The sequence below is a fragment of the Methylobacter sp. BlB1 genome, assembly GCF_015476545.1.
Taxonomy (GTDB): Bacteria; Pseudomonadota; Gammaproteobacteria; order Methylococcales; family Methylomonadaceae; genus Methylobacter.
The window spans coordinates 66486-85764 of record NZ_JADMKV010000015.1; the positions used below are offsets into that span (position 1 = coordinate 66486).

Sequence of the window (19279 nt, forward strand, 5' to 3'; positions counted from 1 at the left end):
GCAGCCTTTTTGCTAGAGGTTATTCATCAATTTCCATATTTCATTTATTGTATGAAAAAAGCCGCTGGAAGGCGGCTTTTTTGCGTATGGAACGACGCTTGTTTTAGGAGCCTGAACCTGCTTTGGCAAAGCCTTCGGCGATTGTTTTGGCTGCATTGCTGCAAGAAGGATGGCCCCAGCCGTCTTTGCTCTTGGAAGTGGTGGGATCAATGTCGTAAATGATATTGTCATCCTTGTTTGCAGTTACGCCTCCTGGAACATGGTCCATGTTAGCGTCTTGGCGCATGCGCCAAGCGATGTTGTGATCCGCGCATGAGGAGTCGCCACTTACGCCAACTGCGCCTAAGAGCGCTCCGTTGACATCATACAGTGGTAAGCCGCCGCCAAATACATTGACGCCGCCAATTTTCTTACCGACCATAGGATCATTGGCTGTGCCGTAAGCTGCAGCATCTCCAGCATAGGCGACGCTTGTGTCGACTGGATTGCTTTCTTGCAAGCCAAATAGAGTACCTCCTGGTTGTACAGCAGAATACAAATTGGCTGTTGATAAGGCAAAGTCAGGGAGACTGAAGCTGTTGGCTGTATTAGCTTTTTGTGCCGAAATGACACGGCTGCCCGGCCATTGTTCACCACTATCGGCGCCGGATTTAGCCACCGCGCAGACTACACCGGCCCGATTGACAACCGTTGCCCACATATTGAAACCGAAGCCACCATTCTTATCAGATGACGCTTGAACTTGTTTTAATAATGTTTCTAATTGATTGTGAATAAATGTTCTGGATGCCGCATCCGGACAAATGTCCACTGGCTCTGCCGCATTGGTGGCAATAGAAGTGAGTGCAATTGCGCAGCCTAGCAGTAAACTTTTAGATTGAGTTAATATTTTCATAAAAATGTAAAGATAATTATTGTTGGTATTGATGTGTTTTGACTTAAATTACATTGTCTTATGTTTTATAGACGTCAATAAATTAAGACTATGTAAAAATAGCTTAAGTGTAGGAATCAATCAATAGCCTAGCTACAGAAAGAAATCATATGGATTCCAGTCTATATGCAGAGAATAAATGCGTCTGTTCTATTAAGTAACTCTGCTTAGGCATCTATTCAATTAGTTCTTGTCCTAGTTTTATGCCTTTAGGTGTTTCTTAGAAGACAAGTTGAGAGCCACAGGAGCTACACTTTTGTGAGAATATGTCAAGAAATTAAATTATAATATGGCGATTATTGGCAGTTAGTGCTATAGTGTCATGTTAATTAAGGCTTTTAGGTGTGGTTTATGCAAATTATTCAGGAAGCGCTCACGTTTGATGACGTTTTATTAGTGCCCGCGCACTCGACTGTGCTGCCACGAGATGTAGAAATGAAAACGCAATTGACACGTGGCATTGCGCTGAATATTCCTCTGGTTGCCGCGGCTATGGATACCGTAACAGAGGCACGACTTGCGATTGCCATTGCTCAGGAAGGCGGTATAGGCATCATTCATAAAAATATGACTGCCGAGCAGCAGGCGCTGGAAGTTAGTAACGTTAAAAAGTACGAGAGCGGAGTAATCAAAAATCCGATTACCGTTTCGCCTGATACCAGTATTCGGGATGTTATTAACTTAACGCGGGCTAAAAATATTTCCGGTGTACCGGTAGTCGATGGCGATAAGCTGGTCGGTATTGTAACGAGCCGTGATTTGCGTTTTGAAACTCGTTTTGACGAACCGGTAACCAAAGTCATGACGCCCAAAGAACGTTTAGTTACGGTTAGTGAAAATGCCGATCGTAAAGAAGCGATTGCGTTGCTGCATGAGCATCGCATAGAAAAAGTACTGGTCGTAAATGATGCCTTTCATTTACGGGGTATGATTACCGTAAAAGATATTCAGAAAGCCAAGGATTACCCATTGGCCTGTAAAGATGAACATGAAAGGCTGCGAGTCGGTGCAGCGGTTGGCACCGGGCATGGCACTGAAGAACGCGTGGCTGCGCTGGTGGCGGCTGGTGTCGACGTTATTGTCGTCGATACGGCGCATGGCCATTCGCAAGGCGTTTTGGACAGGGTTCGCTGGGTTAAGCAGCATTATCCCGGGGTTCAGGTCATCGGCGGCAATATCGCTACTGCGGAAGCGGCGCGCGCATTGGTTGAGGCTGGCGCCGACGGCGTCAAGGTCGGTATTGGGCCGGGTTCCATTTGCACAACGCGCATTATTGCCGGTGTCGGTGTTCCGCAAATCACAGCAGTCAGTAATGTGGCCGATGCATTGAAAGGTACTGGCGTGCCTTTAATTGCAGATGGCGGTATCCGTTATTCCGGTGATGTCGCTAAAGCACTGGCTGCGGGTGCGCATGCCGTGATGTTAGGCGGATTATTTGCCGGCACTGAAGAGGCGCCAGGTGAAATTGAGCTGTTTCAGGGCCGTTCCTACAAATCATATCGTGGCATGGGCTCTTTGGGGGCCATGTCGCAGCAGCAAGGTTCCAGCGACCGCTATTTTCAGGAAGAAACCGAACTGGTCGAAAAGTTGGTGCCGGAAGGCATTGAAGGTCGAGTGCCTTATAAAGGCAGCTTGCTGGCCGTCATTCATCAATTGCTGGGCGGTGTTCGCGCCAGCATGGGCTACACTGGCAGTCAAACTATCGCCGCACTGCATGAAAGGGCTCAATTTGTGCGTGTGACCAGTGCGGGTATGAGGGAAAGTCATGTACATGACGTGACCATTACAAAAGAAGCGCCCAATTACCGCCTCGATTAAATGCCGGCGACATAAAGATACATTGTTGGGGCTCTCAGGAGCCCCTTGTTTTTTTAAACGAATATAACTGTCGAGTTTTACCGTGAAGCAGCAACAGTCCGCGAATATCCATTCGCACAAAATCCTTATTTTAGATTTCGGCTCGCAATATACTCAATTAATCGCGCGGCGAATTCGCGAAATCGGCGTTTACTGCGAAATTTACTCCTGCGAATGCAGTGCGGAAGATGTTGAACAATTCGCGCCCAACGGCATTATCTTGTCGGGCGGTCCTGAAACGGTAACCAGCGGCGATACGCCGAGAGCGCCGCAAATTGTGTTTGATCTGGGCGTGCCTGTATTGGGTATTTGTTACGGATTGCAGACTATGACTGCACAGCTGGGTGGCAAGGTCGAGTCTTCCGATCACAGGGAATTCGGTTATGCGCAGATCAGGGCGCGCGGCCATTCCAAATTACTGGCCGGTATAGAGGATCATGTTTCTGAGGAAGGCTATGGATTGTTGGATGTTTGGATGAGCCATGGCGACCGTGTTGTTGACATGCCTGATGGTTTTATGCTGATTGCCAGCTCGGATGGAGCGCCTATTGCCGGTATCGCCAATGAAGAAAAAGCGTTTTACGGCCTGCAGTTTCATCCGGAAGTCACTCACACCAAACAGGGCGGACGCATATTGTCCCGCTTTGTGTTGGATATTTGTGGCTGCGAGGCGTTATGGACAGCCAGCAATATCATAGAAGACAGCATTCAGTCCGTGCGCGCGATGGTCGGTAGCGATCAGGTGATTTTAGGCTTGTCCGGCGGGGTGGATTCATCTGTTGTGGCGGCGTTGCTGCATAAGGCCATAGGCGATCAGTTGACCTGCGTTTTTGTCGATACCGGTCTGCTGCGTTTACACGAAGGCGATCAAGTCATGGCGACATTTGCTGAGCACATGGGGGTTAAAGTCATCAGAGTCAATGCGGAGCAGCGCTATCTGGACGCCTTGAACGGTGTCAGCGATCCCGAGCAGAAACGCAAGATTATCGGCAATTTGTTCATTGAAATCTTTGATGAAGAAGCGGCGAAATTAACCGATGCAAAATGGTTGGCGCAGGGCACGATTTATCCCGATGTGATCGAGTCTGCGGGATCGAAAAGCGGCAAGGCGCATCTGATCAAATCTCATCACAACGTCGGCGGATTGCCTGAAGATATGGCCTTGAAATTGGTCGAGCCTTTACGGGAATTGTTCAAGGATGAGGTTAGAAAGCTGGGTCTGGAACTGGGACTGCCCTCAGAAATGATATTTCGCCATCCGTTCCCTGGGCCCGGTTTAGGCGTCAGGATTTTAGGTGAAGTCAAAAAACAGTATGCGGACTTGTTGCGTCAGGCTGATGCCGTTTTCATTGAAGAGCTGTACCGACATGAGCTTTATGACAAAGTCAGCCAGGCCTTTGCCGTATTCCTGCCAGTCAAATCGGTCGGTGTTATGGGCGATGGTCGTCGCTACGATTATGTCATCGCTTTGCGGGCTGTTGAAACGATTGATTTCATGACGGCGCGCTGGGCACATTTGCCTTATGAATTTCTTGATGTGGTTTCTCGTCGTATTATTAATGAAGTGCCAGGCATCTCGCGTGTGGCTTATGATATATCCGGCAAGCCGCCCGCAACCATTGAATGGGAATAATACAATCACAGGATGAAGCATGGATGCGCTATGCCATCAGGCTGGCGCAACGTGCCGAGCAACAAGGAGAGGTTCCGATCGGTGCTGTCCTTGTTAAGGATGATCAATGTATTGCCGAAGGCTGGAACATGCCGATAGTTACTCATGATCCGACTGCTCATGCCGAGATCATAGCTGTCCGCAGGGCTGGTATTGCGCTGGAAAATTATCGGCTTTGTGACGCTACGTTATACGTTACGTTGGAGCCTTGTGTGATGTGTATGGGCGCTATCAGTCATGCGCGCATTAAGCGGCTGGTTTTCGGAGCCTTCGATCCCAAACGGGGCGCTGTTTGCAACGCCTTGTCACTGAGCGATGCAAGCTTTTTAAATCACCGGGTCAATTGGACCGGTGGCGTGTTGGAAGAAGAATGCGGGGAATTGTTAAAGGATTTTTTTCGCGCTAGGCGTTGATATCGTTTCTGATTGATGTGCTCGCAGTCATTATCGCAGCATGCTAAGCGCGATTAGTTGCCTGAATCTGACCTGATGCTGTCAGTATTGTGATTGAAATATCGCCAAGGCTTTGAGCTGGCGTTGCATGATGCCGCAACTCAACTAGAGTTGCGGCATCACCATTTGCTTCGTCGGTTATTTGAATGATGCTCAGATATTTTAATGCGTTAACCTGGGGGCGGCCATTATCGGTATTGTTTATAAGTGTTGATCAGCGCATTAGTAGAGCCATCATGGCTTTTGATAATTTCTTCATTCTGAAGCTCGGGAAGTATAGCTTTGGCTAATACTTTTCCCAATTCCACGCCCATCTGGTCAAAAGAATTGATGTTCCAGATCACGCCTTGAACGAAAATTTTATGTTCATACAATGCGATCAATGAGCCCAATGTTTTGGGCGTCAGTTTCTTGAATAAAAATGCATTGGATGGTTTGTTGCCTTCAAATACTTTTGAAGCGACCAGCACCGGGTCGGCCTGTTCGGACGGTGTCAGTTCCCGTTTGACTTCTTCGGTCGTTTTGCCTTTCATCAAAGCTTCAGGCTGCGCCAGGAAGTTTGAGATCAAAATGTCATGATGTTCAGGCAAATGGTAATGGCTTTGTGCAGGGGCCAGAAAGTCACAAGGAATCAGTTTGGTGCCCTGGTGTATGAGCTGATAAAAAGCGTGCTGTCCATTAGTGCCGGGCTGGCCCCAGATAATCTGGCCGGTGCTGTAGTCAACCTTTTCGCCATTCATATCGATACTTTTGCCGTTGCTTTCCATGTCGCCCTGCTGAAAGTAATCGGCTAAATAGCGTAGGGATTGGTCATAGGGCAAAATGGCGTGCGATTCGGCATTAAAGAAGTTGTTATACCAGATGCCTAACAGCCCCATGATGACAGGGATATTTTTTTCAAAAGGCGTGCTGCGGAAGTGTTCGTCAACTTCATGAGCGCCCTGCAACAACTGCTCAAAATTGTCCATGCCGACATACAAGGCAATGGATAGGCCTATGCTTGACCAAAGTGAGTAACGGCCGCCTACCCAATCCCAGAATTCAAACATATTGTTGGCGTCTATTCCGAACTCGGCAATTTTGTCGATATCGGTCGAAATGGCGACAAAATGCTTGGCAACGGCTTTTTGATCTTTCGCGCTGTCCAGAAACCAGTTTCTTGCAGACTTTGCATTAGTCATGGTTTCGTGCGTGTTGAATTTTTTGGATGCGATAAGAAACAGTGTTGTTTCAGGGGACAAGCATTTTAAAGTTTCTATAAGATCGGCCTGGTCCACATTGGAGACAAAATGAACTTTTAATGCATCTGTGGCATAAGGCGTCAAAGCAGTCGAGGCCATCTTCGGGCCTAAGTCAGAACCTCCGATACCAATATTGACGATGTCGGTGATGGCTTTGCCGGTATAACCCTTCCATTCGCCCGAGCGAACACTATCGCAGAAGGCGCGCATTTTAGCGAGCACCTTATTGATTTGCGGCATGACGTCTTGCTCGTCCACATAAACCGGCTTATTGCTCCGGTTACGCAGAGCGGTATGCAGAACGGCTCTGCGTTCGGTATTGTTAATAATCGCTCCGGAGAGCATGGCATGGATTTTTGATTCAAGCCCAGCGTGTCTGGCAAGATCTATGAGAAGAGGCAGTGTTTCCTCAGTTATTCTGTTCTTGGAATAGTCAAAAAGAATATCGTTAAAAGTAAGGGAGAACTTATCGAAACGATGACTGTCACTTTCAAAGCTGTCGCGCAGTGAATGCTTGTGTATTTGATGATAATGGTTTTGTAAGGCTTTCCAGGCTTCTGAGGTGGTCAGAGATGACATTGTGCTGAGTTCCGGCTGAATAAAATTTAGTGTAAGTCTACGAAAAGGGCCCAATGATGGCAATAGCGCTATAAGGGCATTATCATTTGGCAACATTATACTTTTATAGCACATGACTTTCCATCAATTCCTTTATTTGTATGGGGCGATATGCTAGAGTTGCAAGTTGCTATGAGCCAAGATAGAGAGCAAATACAGTTTTTATGAGCTCAAGCTATGTAAATAGGGGCGGTTGCATTTTTCCTAATAATAATAATTATTTATTTAGCAAAACTGGAAGGTAGTATGAATAGAGCACAGATATTAAGAAGAGTTGGCCTAGGATTCCTGGGGTTGTTTTTTTCTGCCTCGTTGTGGGCACACGGTGGAGCAGCTGGTACCGATACCGATCAATGTAAATTTGAATTGGAAAAGGATCATTGGATTCACTATACCGCTTATCAACCGAAAGATTTCCCGGCCGAAGATTTTTGCGGCAACATTCCCAATACCAATACATTAACTCAGCTTGTATTTGATTATCAGGACGTCAGATACAGAAATATGGCGGTTGAGTTTGAAGTAACAAAAGAACCTGAAGGCAATCGGGTATTTTTCCAAGAAGCTAATAAGCATAAATCCGGTACTGTAGTTTTATCTTTACCTAACGGTGTGCCAGAAGCGGGCAAATATCTGATCCATATTACATTGGTTCCAGATCAAGGCGATAGACTGGATGCCCACATGAGCTTCATGGCAGGCAAAGGGCAAGAGGTAAAAAGCGGCAGCATACTCTTATACGCATTCTTTGCATTTGCAGGCTTATACGTACTGTATCTGTCACATGCAGGCTTCAAGCGTCTGATCGATGGAATATTGGCTAAGGTTAAAGGTTTTTGATCAATGACTGATAGCCAAGATTAACAGTTAGTTATTTAAAAGCCAGACCTTAAATTATCGGAACTTCCTTGATGTTTTAGGGTCTGGCTATGATGTTAATGCAATTTATGGCATGGCTATCATGGATTTGCCCAAGACGGGATCAACAAAATTAAGATGCAGATAAAATTTTTTGAATGCAGAATGCCAGTCTGGCAAGATTTGATCTACCGCCTAATCTAGGTGAAGTAGATGCAGTAGTTTATGTTGAACCGAAGCCAAGGCTGTCATAAAAAAACAGCATGCAGGATCTTTGGCAAGGGATATGCATTCAGAAATTTTTCTGATCAGTTTTTATTATTCTTTAATAAAAACTTTTGTTGATTTTTTCCAGTAAAGAGGAAACTTAGAATGGTGAAGTTGTTATCAGTGGCGATAATAAGCTTTCTTTTTTCCGTACCGGCGGCTATGGCGGCGGAAGAGTATGAAGAGCATAACTCGCTTATGAGTCATGGCGATGGCCACTTAATGGATATGGGTGGCGGCATGGTGATGGGGCAGAATGCCGATACCTTGCCAGGCGGCTGCGAAGAAATATCTGAAACCAAGGAAATTACTGTCCGCGCCGGCCATAAATACGCTGAAAAGTTTCCAGGAAGAATGTTCGCGTTTGATACTCAGGAATTTAATTTCAAGCCCTGTACCAAGCTGACGGTTCATTTTATCAATGACGATAACATCCGCCACCAATGGATGATGCATGGCCTGCCCAAGTATTTGTATCCGAAAGGCATGTTCCATCTGGAAGTAACAGGTCCTGCAAAAATTTCCGGTACATTGATTCTTCCTCCCGGCGATAAAACTTATCTGGTGCACTGCGATATCGCTCAGCATATGGAAAAAGGTATGAAAGCCCAGTTGAAAGTTGGTAAAGGCGACGGAGATCTGCCTAGTATTCCAGGTGTGACTGATTATGCTATTCAAGATGATTACTCAGGCATTCAGTCGATAACAGCCGCGGCTGTTGCCGGCAATGCGGGGGCTCAGACTGCTGCTCCAGTTGCTGCAACAAAAAGTGTGCCTGCAGTCGCACCAGAGCAAAAAGACGAATCGATGATTTCGGGAATGACCGTAATTGGATTAGCGATCGGCTTACTGCTGGCGCCATTTTTGGCTCGCAAATTCAAAGGAATGAGCGCATCGGAAATAGTGGCTTATATTTTCGATTTATTGAGATCGGCTATCGAATTGATTGTAAAATTTTTGTCTGATCTGGTTAAGTTGGTCATTTCCAGCAAGAACAAGACATTACCCGGAAGTTAAATTCTGGCAATATAAAAACCCCTGTGCTTTTTGGGCTACAGGGGTTTTTTTTTGGGAGAAATTAAGTGCAAGAGATGCTGGTTGGAATAGAGGGATTATTTATTAGTGCCTTTATATCATCAACGATTGCCCCAGGTGGATCTGAGGCGGTACTGGCTTATATGGTAGCGGAAGGCTGTTATCAGATTGAGCAATTAGTCATTGTTGCCACTATAGGCAATACGCTGGGCGCAATGACGACGTGGATTTTAGGCCTTCTGGCCGCTAAAAAATTTCCTATGGCTACGCTATTGCCGGAAAAGAAGCAGAAAGCGCTCGATATAGTCAGAAAAAGAGGCGTTTGGGCATTATTTTTTTCATGGTTGCCATTGGTTGGGGATGCTTTGTGTTTTGCTGGTGGTTGGTTGAGGCTTCCTTTATTGCCGGCTTGTTTAATCATTTTGTCAGGTAAATTTGCAAGGTATGCCGCAATTGCTTGGGTATTTATATAAGGCCATGTCATAGAAGACTTTATGACGGAGCCGAAGTTAATTTGACGAGGTAAAAAATGTTACGCCATTTCCCACCTGTTGATGGTGCTTATGCGCATAAAAAACGGGATTATTTTATAGCAGCCTTTACTTTTTTTTGCGTAGCGGTCTGTTTAACGGCTGACGCTAATGCTACGCTGGAGAAACAAAATGCGCTAGGCGTCTGCGGATGGGTGTTTTTAACAGGTTTACTGCTCGGCGAAAACAAAGAAGTCAGAATGCAGGTAATTATTGCCATCATTTTTGCCACTATAGGGGAACATTTTGCCTCGCCTTTTATGGGCGGGTATACCTATCGTTTTGGCAATGTGCCGGCTTATGTGCCGCCGGGGCATGGCATGGTTTATTTGACGGCTGTGGCGTTGGGGCGCTCAGGACTGTTTTTAAGATATGCCAGAGAAATCGCCACATTTGTAGTGCTCGTGTGTGGCGCCTGGTCTGCCTGGGGTATCAGCGGCTATGCGGAGCAGGGTGATTATGTAGGTGCTTTGCTGTTTTGCGTTTTTCTGATTTATCTTTTCAAGGGGCGTTCACCCATGGTTTATCTTGCAGCCTTTTTTATTACGACATGGTTGGAAATTATTGGCACCGCGGTTGGGACCTGGAAGTGGGCGGCTATCGATCCGGTGTTGCATTTGCCGCAAGGCAATCCGCCAAGCGGCGTTGCTGCCTGGTATTGCTTAGTCGATGCGGTAGCGATGGGTGGAGCTGCACCGCTATTACGAGCGTTGAAAACGGTCAGTATGCGTATTAAATCGGATAAATCGCGAGAAAGTGCATATCAAGGAGCCAGCAACGAGTAATAAATTAGAGAGATGCTGATTGAGGAAATAAACGAATAGTTTTCGACTTGATACAATCAGCAACTAATAAAAAAGGGCTGGTTCAAATGTATTGATCCAGTCCTTTTTCCGCCTGAATGAACTCCCGTTCATTCAGGCGCTCCATAAGCCGCTGAAAGTTTTTATCATGCTGGCTTTGATCGTTTTGCCGGTGCCACAGGTGCAAGACAGGTACAGCAAATCGGCCTTCCTTGCGTTTAATGCCGTTATGTATCAGACGAATCACCAGATCAGAATCTTCATAACCCCAGCCTTGGAAAAGTTCGTCAAAACCGTTAACCGCCATAAAATCATTTTTCCACATGGCCAAGTTACAGGTCATGGCTTTTTGCCAGCGGAGCGGATGTATCAGGCGTAACGGCCCCATGGGCAAGGATATGAGCGGAGTGATTCTGTTTATTTTGCCAGTCAGCCAGCGGAAAATAAAATAAGCTTTTGATTGACTATGAAGGGGAATTTTCTCGCTCAGGACTGTTTGAGTGAAGTTTTCGGTTAAAAGCATGCGATTGCCGGGGACAAAGTAGCCTTTAGCGGCTAAGCGGCGATGGACTTTTATAAAATCTGGAAAAACTACGCAGTCGCCATCGAGAAAAATCAGATAGTCACCTTGGCTGCGGGCAACTGCTCTGTTTCGAATAGTGCCGGCCCTGAAGCCTTGGTCTTCATGATAAACATGTTTGACCGGTATTGAACTACCCGAGTACCGATTCTTTATCAATTCCCGAGTTTCAAACGTTGAGCCATCATCAGCAACAAGAACTTCAAAATTCTGATCTTGCTGATTTAACAGACTTTGCAGACTGGCATCCAATGCTTCCGGCCAGTTATAGGTCGTGACAATGACAGAAATCAAACTCACGTCTTTGACTCCTTGTTCCGTTGCATATCCAGCAATTTCAGATATTTATAATAAGTGCCTTCAGCATTGGATATGGCGAGCATGAGTCCTTGCTGTCCATCCAGAAAAGCGGCCTTTAAACAGTAAGTGCGAAAAAAAGTCCAGAATCCTTTAGCTATCGCCTGGAATAATGTGGTTTTTTTGCCAGCCTGGTGCAGTTTTTCAGCGCCCAGTGACGAATAACTGTTGATTTTGTGCAGGACTTCTTCAGGGTTTATAAACGCTTCATGAATCAGCGGTGTTTTTAAGCGCTGGATAGTGCCGTCGACAATAATACGTTCATGAACGAGATCTTCGGTGAAATGCCCGTGTTCACGTTGAAATAAACGCAAAACATAATCGGGCCACCATCCGCCATGCCTGATCTGTTTGCCGCAATAGCTTGAAAGACGCGGTATTTCAAAGCCACTGATATGGGCTTGGCTCATGGCCTGCTCAATTTCTTCTCTCAATTCGGGTATCACTTGTTCGTCGGCATCGATAGACAAGATCCACGGCTGGGTTGCCTTGCTGACGGCGCGCTGTTTTTGAATGCCGAAACCCGGCCAGTCAGTCATAAACACCTTGTCAGTGTAGCGCCGGCAGATGTCGACCGTATTGTCTTCGCTGCCTGAATCCAGAACAATGATTTCATCCGCCCACGCGATAGATTCCAGGCAGCGGGCAATATGCGCGGATTCGTTCTTGGTGATAATAACTACGCTGAGCATGGTTTTGTATGGGTCGGCAACGTTGCAAAGCATAGGGCTATCATAGTGATAAACCAGTGCCCTTCGGTAAAGTCGAGAATTGTGGAGTTAAAAAGACTATTGGTGGCAAGCGCCACCAATATGCCTTGCGCCAGCCATTTATATTTATTTGCCAGTTTTAACGAACATTGATATTGACTGAACAAAAAGGCTAAAAACAGCAACAGACCGGCTATGCCGGTCTGTACGGTAATCATTAAATATTCATTATGGGGATTGTTGGACGCAATATCGGTTTTTGCCGCCACTCTACCGTACTCAACAGGATAACTGCCTGTGCCATGGCCTAGCCAAGGGTTTTCAGCAATGAGCGTCAGCGAATGTTTCCAGAAAGTTAGTCTTTGTCCCTCGGATGAGTTGGTTCCACCGTTTTCAGAATGCAGATAATTTTGGGTTTGTGAAAAGCCCTCGTTGATGCGATTGGCTCTATCGGAACAGGTTATGAAGACTAAAAGTAGCGTGACGGTAGCAGTAATTAGCAATACTGCCTTTTTTGCAGGGAACCGCTGAATATAAAAAAGCATCATTAATAGCAGAAAGATCAATTGTCCGGTGCGGCCGGAGACGAGGAAGAATAAATTGTGAATACATAAAATAATCAAAGCAATATAGAGCAACCTGTATTTGCCTGCTTGCAAGGATTTGTGTGCGCAGAAAAAGGCAAAGAAAGCCACTAAAAGGCTGTGAGTAATGCGGTTTTTAATGCAGGGGTCCATTGTCGGCTGCATATAATCGATGAAGCCGAAATAAATGGCATAAGAGCCTAATAGCGTCATAACAGACGCAATAATAAAAGCATTCCATGCCCATTGTCTGGTGGATTCGGACTGAAAAAATGGCGGCAGGATGATCAGCAACAAAAGCTCACGATATTTGCTGAGCGTGGAAAAGGCACTTTCAAGCGAGTTTGTGCTGTAAGTGACGCCAAAAGCTAAATAAAAAAACAGTAATAATGCAAACAGAGCCAGCGGATTTTGCGTTACAAAGATTGGCAAGGATACAAATTGAGCCGAGCTGATCCACAACAGCAACAATGCCGCGGAAAATACAACAGTTAAGGCGGTAGAAAAAGGCAGGGTTAAAATCAGCAGAACGACGATATAGCTGCCAATGCCGATCATTAATGGCTGAGATTGGATATACTGTTTTTTAAAGGGCATGGGTTGTTTTCTGCTGTTGGCTTTGCTCTTGCTCTTGATTCAATATTAGCCGGATGGTTTTCTTGATGGCTTCCGGCCTGATATTTTCCAGGCATGCGCTGCGGCTTTGTCGATTTCGGTCACAGCCTTCCTGATGGCAGGGCACGCAATCGGCAGTGCCTTGAATTAAATAAATATTGTTGACTTGCTGATCGCCTTGTTTCCGGAATGGATTTTCGTCACTATCATAATTGGTGGGCCAAGGTGCCCATTTGACAGGATTGGTTGGGCCGTATAATGCAATGACCGGAACGCCCATGGCCGCGGCCAGATGGGTTATGCCCGTGTCGGGACCGATGTATAATTTTGCCCTACTGATAATATCAGCAAGCTGCGATATAGAGGTTTTACCGGCTAAGTTTAAGACCTCAGGCGGTAATTGCCGATGAATTTCGTTTATGTAATCAATTTCTTCCGGCGCGGGGCCGCCTGACAGCACTACCTTTAAACCTGAATCCTGAAGAAATTGCGCAGTTTCAATCCAGCCATTGATCGTCCATCGTTTATAATGCCACATCGGATAGGCATGAAGAACGGCATAGGCCGAACTGCCAGAGAAAGCGGGAAGCGTTTGATAGTCAGTCGGTTGCGGAGAAACCAGCGTATAGTTTCTGGCGATGCCTAAGAGATCCGTCAGTTTTAAGAGTTGTAGCACGGTGTGCGTATTTTCATCATCAAATTCAGTCCAATATTGAACCAAATAGCGTTTCCATGCTCCTTTTTGATCTTTTTTCGGCACCACAGCAACACGCGTAGATGCAGCTAATAATCCATAAATGAAAGGGCGATCCCCTGTCTGTGTAATGACTGCCAGGCCGTATCTCCTAAATAATTGCGAAACAAGATGTCGGTAATCAGCGTGTGTTGGACGTAAAGGCGTGGTTATTATCCGGTTGATATCTGGGTTTCCTTCTAAGATAGCGGCGGTGTTGTCAAATACCAAAACATCTATTTGTGCCTGCGGATAGGCTTTATGAAGTGAGCGTACTAAGGGCGTTATCAGCAAGACATCGCCAAGATGGCGTAAGGCAATGACCAATATTCTGGAAGGAGGAGCTAGCGATGGATGTTTCTTCATTCAGTGTATGCAATTTTTAATCTCATAACAATACCGCGATATTTTACAGTCTTGCTATGGAATGTATAGCTTGTGTTCCAGAGGCGAAACAGTCTGATAAAAGCATCAGATGGAAGGCTATTACAGTCTTTTTCGTTAAAGAATGGTAATATTTTACTCATTTAAACATGAGTTACTACTGCCAAAGCATGTGAGTGGCATGAATTATATAAAAGTATGAAAAAAGAATCTGAAGCGAGTATACAAATATACAAGCGATTATTGACTTATGTAAAACCGCATCGTGGTTTTTTTGCAATCAGTATTCTGGGTTTTCTGATTTACTCGGCTACTCAGCCATTATTCGCGTCATTGATCAAGCATATTATTGACACGCTGCAAACCGAAGTGCGTGAGGGCATGTATTATTTGCCGTTGCTGTTTAGCGGCTTGATTGTGGTGCGAGGATTGGGAGCTTATCTGGGCAATTATTTTCTGGCCAAAGTATCCTGTAACGTCGTGCATGCACTAAGATGCGAAATTTTTGATCATTACACTCGTTTGCCGACTACATATTTTGACGCGAACAATAGCGGTTATATGATTGCGAGAATCTCTAATAATGTAGGCGAAGTTACTAAGGCGACTACCGATGCAGTGCGCACTTTTGTCAGGGAAGGTTTGACCGCTATAGGTTTACTAGGCTACCTATTCTATTCAAACTGGATGTTATCGATGGTCTTTGTTGCCATAACGCCGATTATTGCGGTGCTGGTGAGCTATGTCAGTAAGCGGTTGCGAAACATCAGCAAGAAAATCCAGCAATCAGTAGGCGATATAACGCATATCACGTCCGAGCTGGTAGGCGGCCATCGAATCGTGCGCAGCTATGGCGGCGAGGATTATGAGCGTCGGCGGTTTATGGAGAGCAGCCTGGATAATCGGCGGCAATCGCTAAAGCTCGCCACGACACAGGCCGTGCATAATCCGATCATACAGCTCATCATTGCTGTAGCATTGTCTGGTTTGATGTATATGGCGCTGTTTTTTATGGAGCAGTCCAGCACGGGTGAGTTTGTAGGCTATCTGACCGCGGCATTTCTGTTGCCCAGACCTGTCAGACAGTTAACGGAGGTTAATGGCGATATTCAAAAAGGTATTGCGGCGGCTGAATCCCTGTTCGATGTTCTGGATGAGCCAACAGAGCAGAATGATGGCACTTATCAAATAGATAAATGCAAAGGCAAGCTGGAGTTCAAGAACGTATCTTTTAAATATCCCGGAGCTACTGAGCTTGCTCTAAGAAACATCAGTTTCAAAGCGGATCCGGGGCAGACTATAGCGCTAGTCGGCGCTTCCGGCGGCGGCAAAAGCACGCTGGCTAATCTGGTTTCCCGTTTTTATACGCTTAAGACAGGCGAAATATTGCTCGATGGCGTTGAAATCAATACCTATGAACTAGCGAATTTAAGAAAACACCTGGCATTGGTTAATCAACAAGTCACCTTATTCAATGATACGATAGCCAATAATATAGCTTACGGCGCGCTGGCAAACGCTGACAGAAAAGACATTATTGCCGCTGCAACCGATGCTTATGCAATGGAATTCATCAGCAAGCTGGAGCTGGGGCTTGATACCGAAATAGGAGAAAACGGCGTCAAATTGTCGGGTGGACAAAGGCAACGATTAGCATTGGCAAGAGCGCTGCTGAAAGATGCGCCAGTCTTGATACTAGATGAGGCAACGTCGGCGCTGGATACCGAGTCGGAACGCTTTATACAGGCGGCCTTGCAAATAGTTATGCGCAATCGGACAACACTGGTGATAGCTCATAGACTATCAACCATAGAAAATGCGGATATGATTCTGGTTATCGATCATGGTCAAATTGTGGAAAGAGGTACGCATCAGGAACTCATTAAAAAAAATGGGGCTTATGCTCGCTTGCATCAGATGCAGCACAGGAATGACCTGAAACAAGCGGTTGTCAATTAATTGCCTATCTATTCGTTTTTAATAAAAACACTTTGTTTTAGCATGGCTAAAAAAGCCTTTTGAAACTATGGGGATACTATTTTGAAAGCATTTATTTCTGAGCTTGAAGAGCACAGAGAAATGATGACGCGCTTGGCCGACTGCTCCGAGAAAATAGAAGCGGCCGGAGAGCTATTGATCACGATCCTGAAGCAGGGCGGAAAAATATTATTATGCGGCAATGGCGGCAGTGCTGCAGATTGTCAGCATATTGCAGCAGAACTGGTTGTCAGGTATGAGAAAAAACGGCGGGCGCTGGCAGCGATCGCCTTGACGACAGACAGTTCTATTTTAACGGCTCATACCAATGACTTTGAGTTTGAAACGGTTTTCTCGCGTCAGGTGGAAGCTCTTGCCAATGAAAAAGATTGTTTGGTAGCTATCTCCACATCGGGGCGAAGCAAGAATATTCTAAAAGCAGTTGAGGTTGCTAAGTCGAAAGGCATGGCAGTGGTCGGTTTAACGGGCGGTGAAGGCGGAGAGTTGCATCATCAGGCTACGCTCTCAATCATTGTGCCTTCCGCGGTAACGGCAAGAATTCAAGAAGCGCATATATTGATAGGCCACTGGTGGTGCAGTGTGATTGAGGAGGCAGCCGATGTTGGTAGCGGCGTCTGAGTTCAAACAGGCTCATATTGTTGTCGTAGGCGATGTCATGCTGGATCGCTACTGGTCAGGGCTGGCCGGCCGGATTTCGCCGGAAGCGCCTGTGCCGGTGGTTCGGGTCAAAGATATTGAAGATCGTATTGGTGGAGCCGGTAACGTAGCGTTGAATATCGCCAAACTGGGTGGTCGAGTGACATTATTGGGCGTCATTGGTGATGATGCCGAGGGCCAGATTCTTCAGAAATTGTTGGAGGCAGAAGGCGTTGCATGCGACTTCGTTGTTGAGCCTAATATGCGTAGCATCTGTAAATTGCGGATTATGGCCCAGCATCAGCAACTGCTCCGGCTTGATTTCGAAGAAACGCCGTTGCCGGTTAATAAAGAAGCCTTGCTAGCACGGCTTGCGCAGTATCTGCCTAAAAGTGATGCGGTCGTTTTCTCCGATTACGGCAAAGGTACATTGGCCCATGTTTCGGAATACATAGCTCATGCCAGACAGGCTGGAGTTAAGGTTCTGGTCGATCCCAAAGGGGTTGATTATGGACGTTATGCTCAGGCCGATATCATAACGCCAAATCTTTCTGAATTGCAGGCCGTAGTGGGGGCTTGCGGAGACGAAAACAGCCTGATTGAAAGAGGTCGATTGCTGTTGCAGCAATATCAAATCGAGACGCTATTGCTGACACGCGGTGAAGCCGGCATGACGTTGATACAAGATGCGCATGTGCATTCCCTTCCGGCTCAAGCCAAGGATGTGTTTGATGTAACTGGCGCAGGCGATACGGTTATTGCGGTAATGGCTTTAGGCGTAGCGATTGGTAAAACCCTGCGCGATGCGATGTATTTGGCCAATTTGGCTGGCGGCATTGTAGTCGGTAAGCTCGGTACGTCGACTGTCTCTCTGCTCGAATTAATGCAGGCTACGCATAGCGATCGGGATTCACAATACGGTGTCGTTTCTGAAGACGAATTAGCTCAAATTATCGTCAAGGCAAAAGCCAATGGCGAGCGAATCATTATGACTAACGGCTGCTTCGATTTACTGCATGCCGGGCATGTCACTTATCTGGAGCAGGCCAGGGCTTTGGGTGACAGGTTGATTGTCGCGGTTAATTCTGATGCGTCAGTCAGACAGCTTAAAGGTAATTCACGTCCGATTAATGGTCTTCAGCAACGTATGCTGGTGCTTGCGGCATTGGCCTGTGTGGATTGGGTAGTGTCGTTCGAAGAGGAAACGCCAGAGCGCTTATATTGCAGATTATTACCTGATGTCATCGTCAAAGGTGGCGATTATCGGCTCGAGCAAATCGCCGGCAGTGATTGCGTTATACAAGCGGGGGGCGAAGTGAAAATTTTACAGTTTGTTGATGGTCAGTCGACAACGTCCATGATCAAGAAAGCGAGGGGAGAAGAATGATTGTTGTTACCGGAGGCGCGGGATTTATCGGCAGTAATATTGTTCGAGCCTTAAACGAGCGCGGTGAGCGCAATATATTGCTGGTCGATCATCTGGTTAACGGCCGGAAAGTGCATAATATTGCTGATCTGGATATCGCCGATTACATGGATAAAGCTCAATTCATAGAAAAAATTGAATCGCCGGCTTTTCTAAACGATGTGCGCGCCGTTTTTCATCAAGGGGCCTGTTCTTCGACAACAGAGTGGGACGGGCAATTCGTCATGATGAATAATTACGATTATTCAAAACGCTTGTTGCATTGGTGTATCGCAAAAAATGCAGCGTTTATATATGCATCATCTGCTTCGGTTTATGGTAATGGCAAGCACGGCTTTCGCGTCGATCGCAAATGCGAACATCCCATCAATATGTATGCCTATTCAAAATTTCAATTTGATCAATATGTTCGTCAGCTATTGCCAAGTACGAAGAGCCAGATTGTCGGATTTCGGTACTTCAATGTTTATGGCCCAAGAGAACAGCATAAAGGCTCAATGAGCAGCACGGCATTTCATTTTAATCGTCAGATTATAGAGCAAAAGCGAGCCAAGCTATTTGCCGGTTGTGATGGCCTGGCTGACGGCGAGCAAAAACGAGACTTTGTCTACGTCGATGATGTGGTAGATGTTAACTTATGGTTCTTGGATCATCCTGATCAGCATGGTATTTATAATATCGGAACCGGGCAGGCCGAAACCTTCAACACCGTTGCTCGAGCGGTTATCGATTGGCATAAAGAAGGTGGTATTGAATATATTCCTTTTCCTGAACATTTAAAAGGCGCTTATCAAAGTTATACCCAGGCGGATATTTCAGGCTTAAGACGGGTTGGTTATACCAAGGAATTTGTTAGCGTTAAAGAAGGTGTTGCCAGATATTTAAACTGGTTAAATTCTGCAGACAATAAAATACCTGTCTGAAGAAAATTATTGCTTGACGAATGAAAAAAAGCCGGTAGAATACGCCTCTTCCTTCGGGGCAGGCGC

At 46.0% G+C, this 19279-nt stretch carries 17 protein-coding genes; 11 read left to right on the plus strand and 6 right to left on the minus strand.

Annotation, left to right across the window (positions count from 1 at the left end; genetic code table 11):
* Nucleotides 1–103: 103 nt before the first annotated feature.
* Nucleotides 104–895, minus strand: coding sequence for a heme-binding protein (locus tag IT781_RS08110; protein WP_194969644.1), 792 nt, complete (start codon nt 893–895; stop codon nt 104–106).
* A gap of 390 nt (nt 896–1285) precedes the next feature.
* Here IT781_RS08110 and guaB point away from each other — a divergent pair, with 390 nt between their 5' ends.
* The 3 genes from guaB (at nt 1286) to tadA (ending at nt 4876) form a co-directional block, all read left to right on the plus strand.
* Nucleotides 1286–2752, plus strand: a complete 1467-nt coding sequence (guaB, locus tag IT781_RS08115; RefSeq protein ID WP_194969645.1) for an IMP dehydrogenase — start codon at nt 1286–1288, stop codon at nt 2750–2752.
* Nucleotides 2753–2834: 82 nt separating this feature from the next.
* Nucleotides 2835–4424, plus strand: coding sequence for a glutamine-hydrolyzing GMP synthase (gene guaA / locus IT781_RS08120; RefSeq protein ID WP_194969646.1), 1590 nt, complete (start codon nt 2835–2837; stop codon nt 4422–4424).
* Complete coding sequence (gene tadA, locus IT781_RS08125) at nt 4415–4876, plus strand: tRNA adenosine(34) deaminase TadA (RefSeq protein WP_194969647.1); 462 nt, start codon at nt 4415–4417, stop codon at nt 4874–4876. Before guaA ends, tadA begins: the two co-directional genes overlap by 10 nt.
* A gap of 227 nt (nt 4877–5103) precedes the next feature.
* Here tadA and pgi read toward each other — a convergent pair whose 3' ends face one another.
* Nucleotides 5104–6735 carry a glucose-6-phosphate isomerase gene (gene pgi / locus IT781_RS08130; protein ID WP_194969648.1) on the minus strand — a complete coding sequence of 544 codons (1632 nt, stop codon included), beginning with the start codon at nt 6733–6735 and terminating at the stop codon, nt 5104–5106.
* Between the two features lie 285 nt (nt 6736–7020).
* On the opposite strand from pgi, the gene IT781_RS08135 reads away from it, so the two are divergent.
* From IT781_RS08135 to IT781_RS08150, 4 genes are all read left to right on the plus strand, one after another.
* Nucleotides 7021–7614, plus strand: a complete 594-nt coding sequence (locus tag IT781_RS08135) for a hypothetical protein (RefSeq protein ID WP_194969649.1) — start codon at nt 7021–7023, stop codon at nt 7612–7614.
* A 390-nt stretch (nt 7615–8004) separates the two neighbouring features.
* Nucleotides 8005–8916: a copper oxidase gene (locus IT781_RS08140; RefSeq protein WP_194969650.1), complete on the plus strand. Its 912-nt coding sequence runs from the start codon at nt 8005–8007 to the stop codon at nt 8914–8916.
* A gap of 74 nt (nt 8917–8990) precedes the next feature.
* The gene (locus IT781_RS08145) at nt 8991–9407 is read left to right on the plus strand and encodes a YqaA family protein (protein WP_228779011.1); all 417 of its coding nucleotides are present in this window, start codon (nt 8991–8993) and stop codon (nt 9405–9407) included.
* 56 nt (nt 9408–9463) lie between these two features.
* Nucleotides 9464–10249 (plus strand): hypothetical protein, encoded by a 786-nt coding sequence (locus IT781_RS08150; protein ID WP_194969652.1) that lies wholly within the window; start codon nt 9464–9466, stop codon nt 10247–10249.
* Nucleotides 10250–10331: 82 nt separating this feature from the next.
* On the opposite strand, the gene IT781_RS08155 is transcribed toward IT781_RS08150, so the two are convergent.
* Genes IT781_RS08155 through rfaQ form a run of 4 tightly spaced genes read right to left on the minus strand, consistent with a single transcriptional unit; the run spans nt 10332 to nt 14212 of the window.
* Entirely contained in the window at nt 10332–11147 is an 816-nt protein-coding gene (locus IT781_RS08155) for a glycosyltransferase family 2 protein (RefSeq protein ID WP_194969653.1), read from the minus strand.
* Entirely contained in the window at nt 11144–11929 is a 786-nt protein-coding gene (locus IT781_RS08160) for a glycosyltransferase family 2 protein (RefSeq protein ID WP_370526965.1), read from the minus strand. Before IT781_RS08160 ends, IT781_RS08155 begins: the two co-directional genes overlap by 4 nt.
* Nucleotides 11884–13095 carry an O-antigen ligase gene (locus tag IT781_RS08165; protein WP_194969654.1) on the minus strand — a complete coding sequence of 404 codons (1212 nt, stop codon included), beginning with the start codon at nt 13093–13095 and terminating at the stop codon, nt 11884–11886. The genes IT781_RS08160 and IT781_RS08165 overlap by 46 nt, the downstream gene beginning before the upstream one ends.
* Nucleotides 13085–14212 carry a putative lipopolysaccharide heptosyltransferase III gene (gene rfaQ / locus IT781_RS08170; RefSeq protein WP_194969655.1) on the minus strand — a complete coding sequence of 376 codons (1128 nt, stop codon included), beginning with the start codon at nt 14210–14212 and terminating at the stop codon, nt 13085–13087. Before rfaQ ends, IT781_RS08165 begins: the two co-directional genes overlap by 11 nt.
* 216 nt (nt 14213–14428) lie before the next feature.
* Between rfaQ and msbA the strand changes: the two genes are divergently transcribed.
* The 4 genes from msbA to rfaD all read left to right on the plus strand — a co-directional run bounded on the left by msbA (nt 14429) and on the right by rfaD (nt 19213).
* Nucleotides 14429–16189: a lipid A export permease/ATP-binding protein MsbA gene (gene msbA, locus IT781_RS08175; RefSeq protein ID WP_194969656.1), complete on the plus strand. Its 1761-nt coding sequence runs from the start codon at nt 14429–14431 to the stop codon at nt 16187–16189.
* A gap of 81 nt (nt 16190–16270) precedes the next feature.
* Nucleotides 16271–16846, plus strand: a complete 576-nt coding sequence (locus IT781_RS08180) for an SIS domain-containing protein (protein ID WP_228779004.1) — start codon at nt 16271–16273, stop codon at nt 16844–16846.
* Complete coding sequence (gene hldE, locus IT781_RS08185; RefSeq protein WP_194969657.1) at nt 16827–18251, plus strand: bifunctional D-glycero-beta-D-manno-heptose-7-phosphate kinase/D-glycero-beta-D-manno-heptose 1-phosphate adenylyltransferase HldE; 1425 nt, start codon at nt 16827–16829, stop codon at nt 18249–18251. Before IT781_RS08180 ends, hldE begins: the two co-directional genes overlap by 20 nt.
* Entirely contained in the window at nt 18248–19213 is a 966-nt protein-coding gene (rfaD, locus tag IT781_RS08190) for an ADP-glyceromanno-heptose 6-epimerase (RefSeq protein WP_194969658.1), read from the plus strand. Before hldE ends, rfaD begins: the two co-directional genes overlap by 4 nt.
* The last annotated feature ends 66 nt before the right edge of the window (nt 19214–19279 follow it).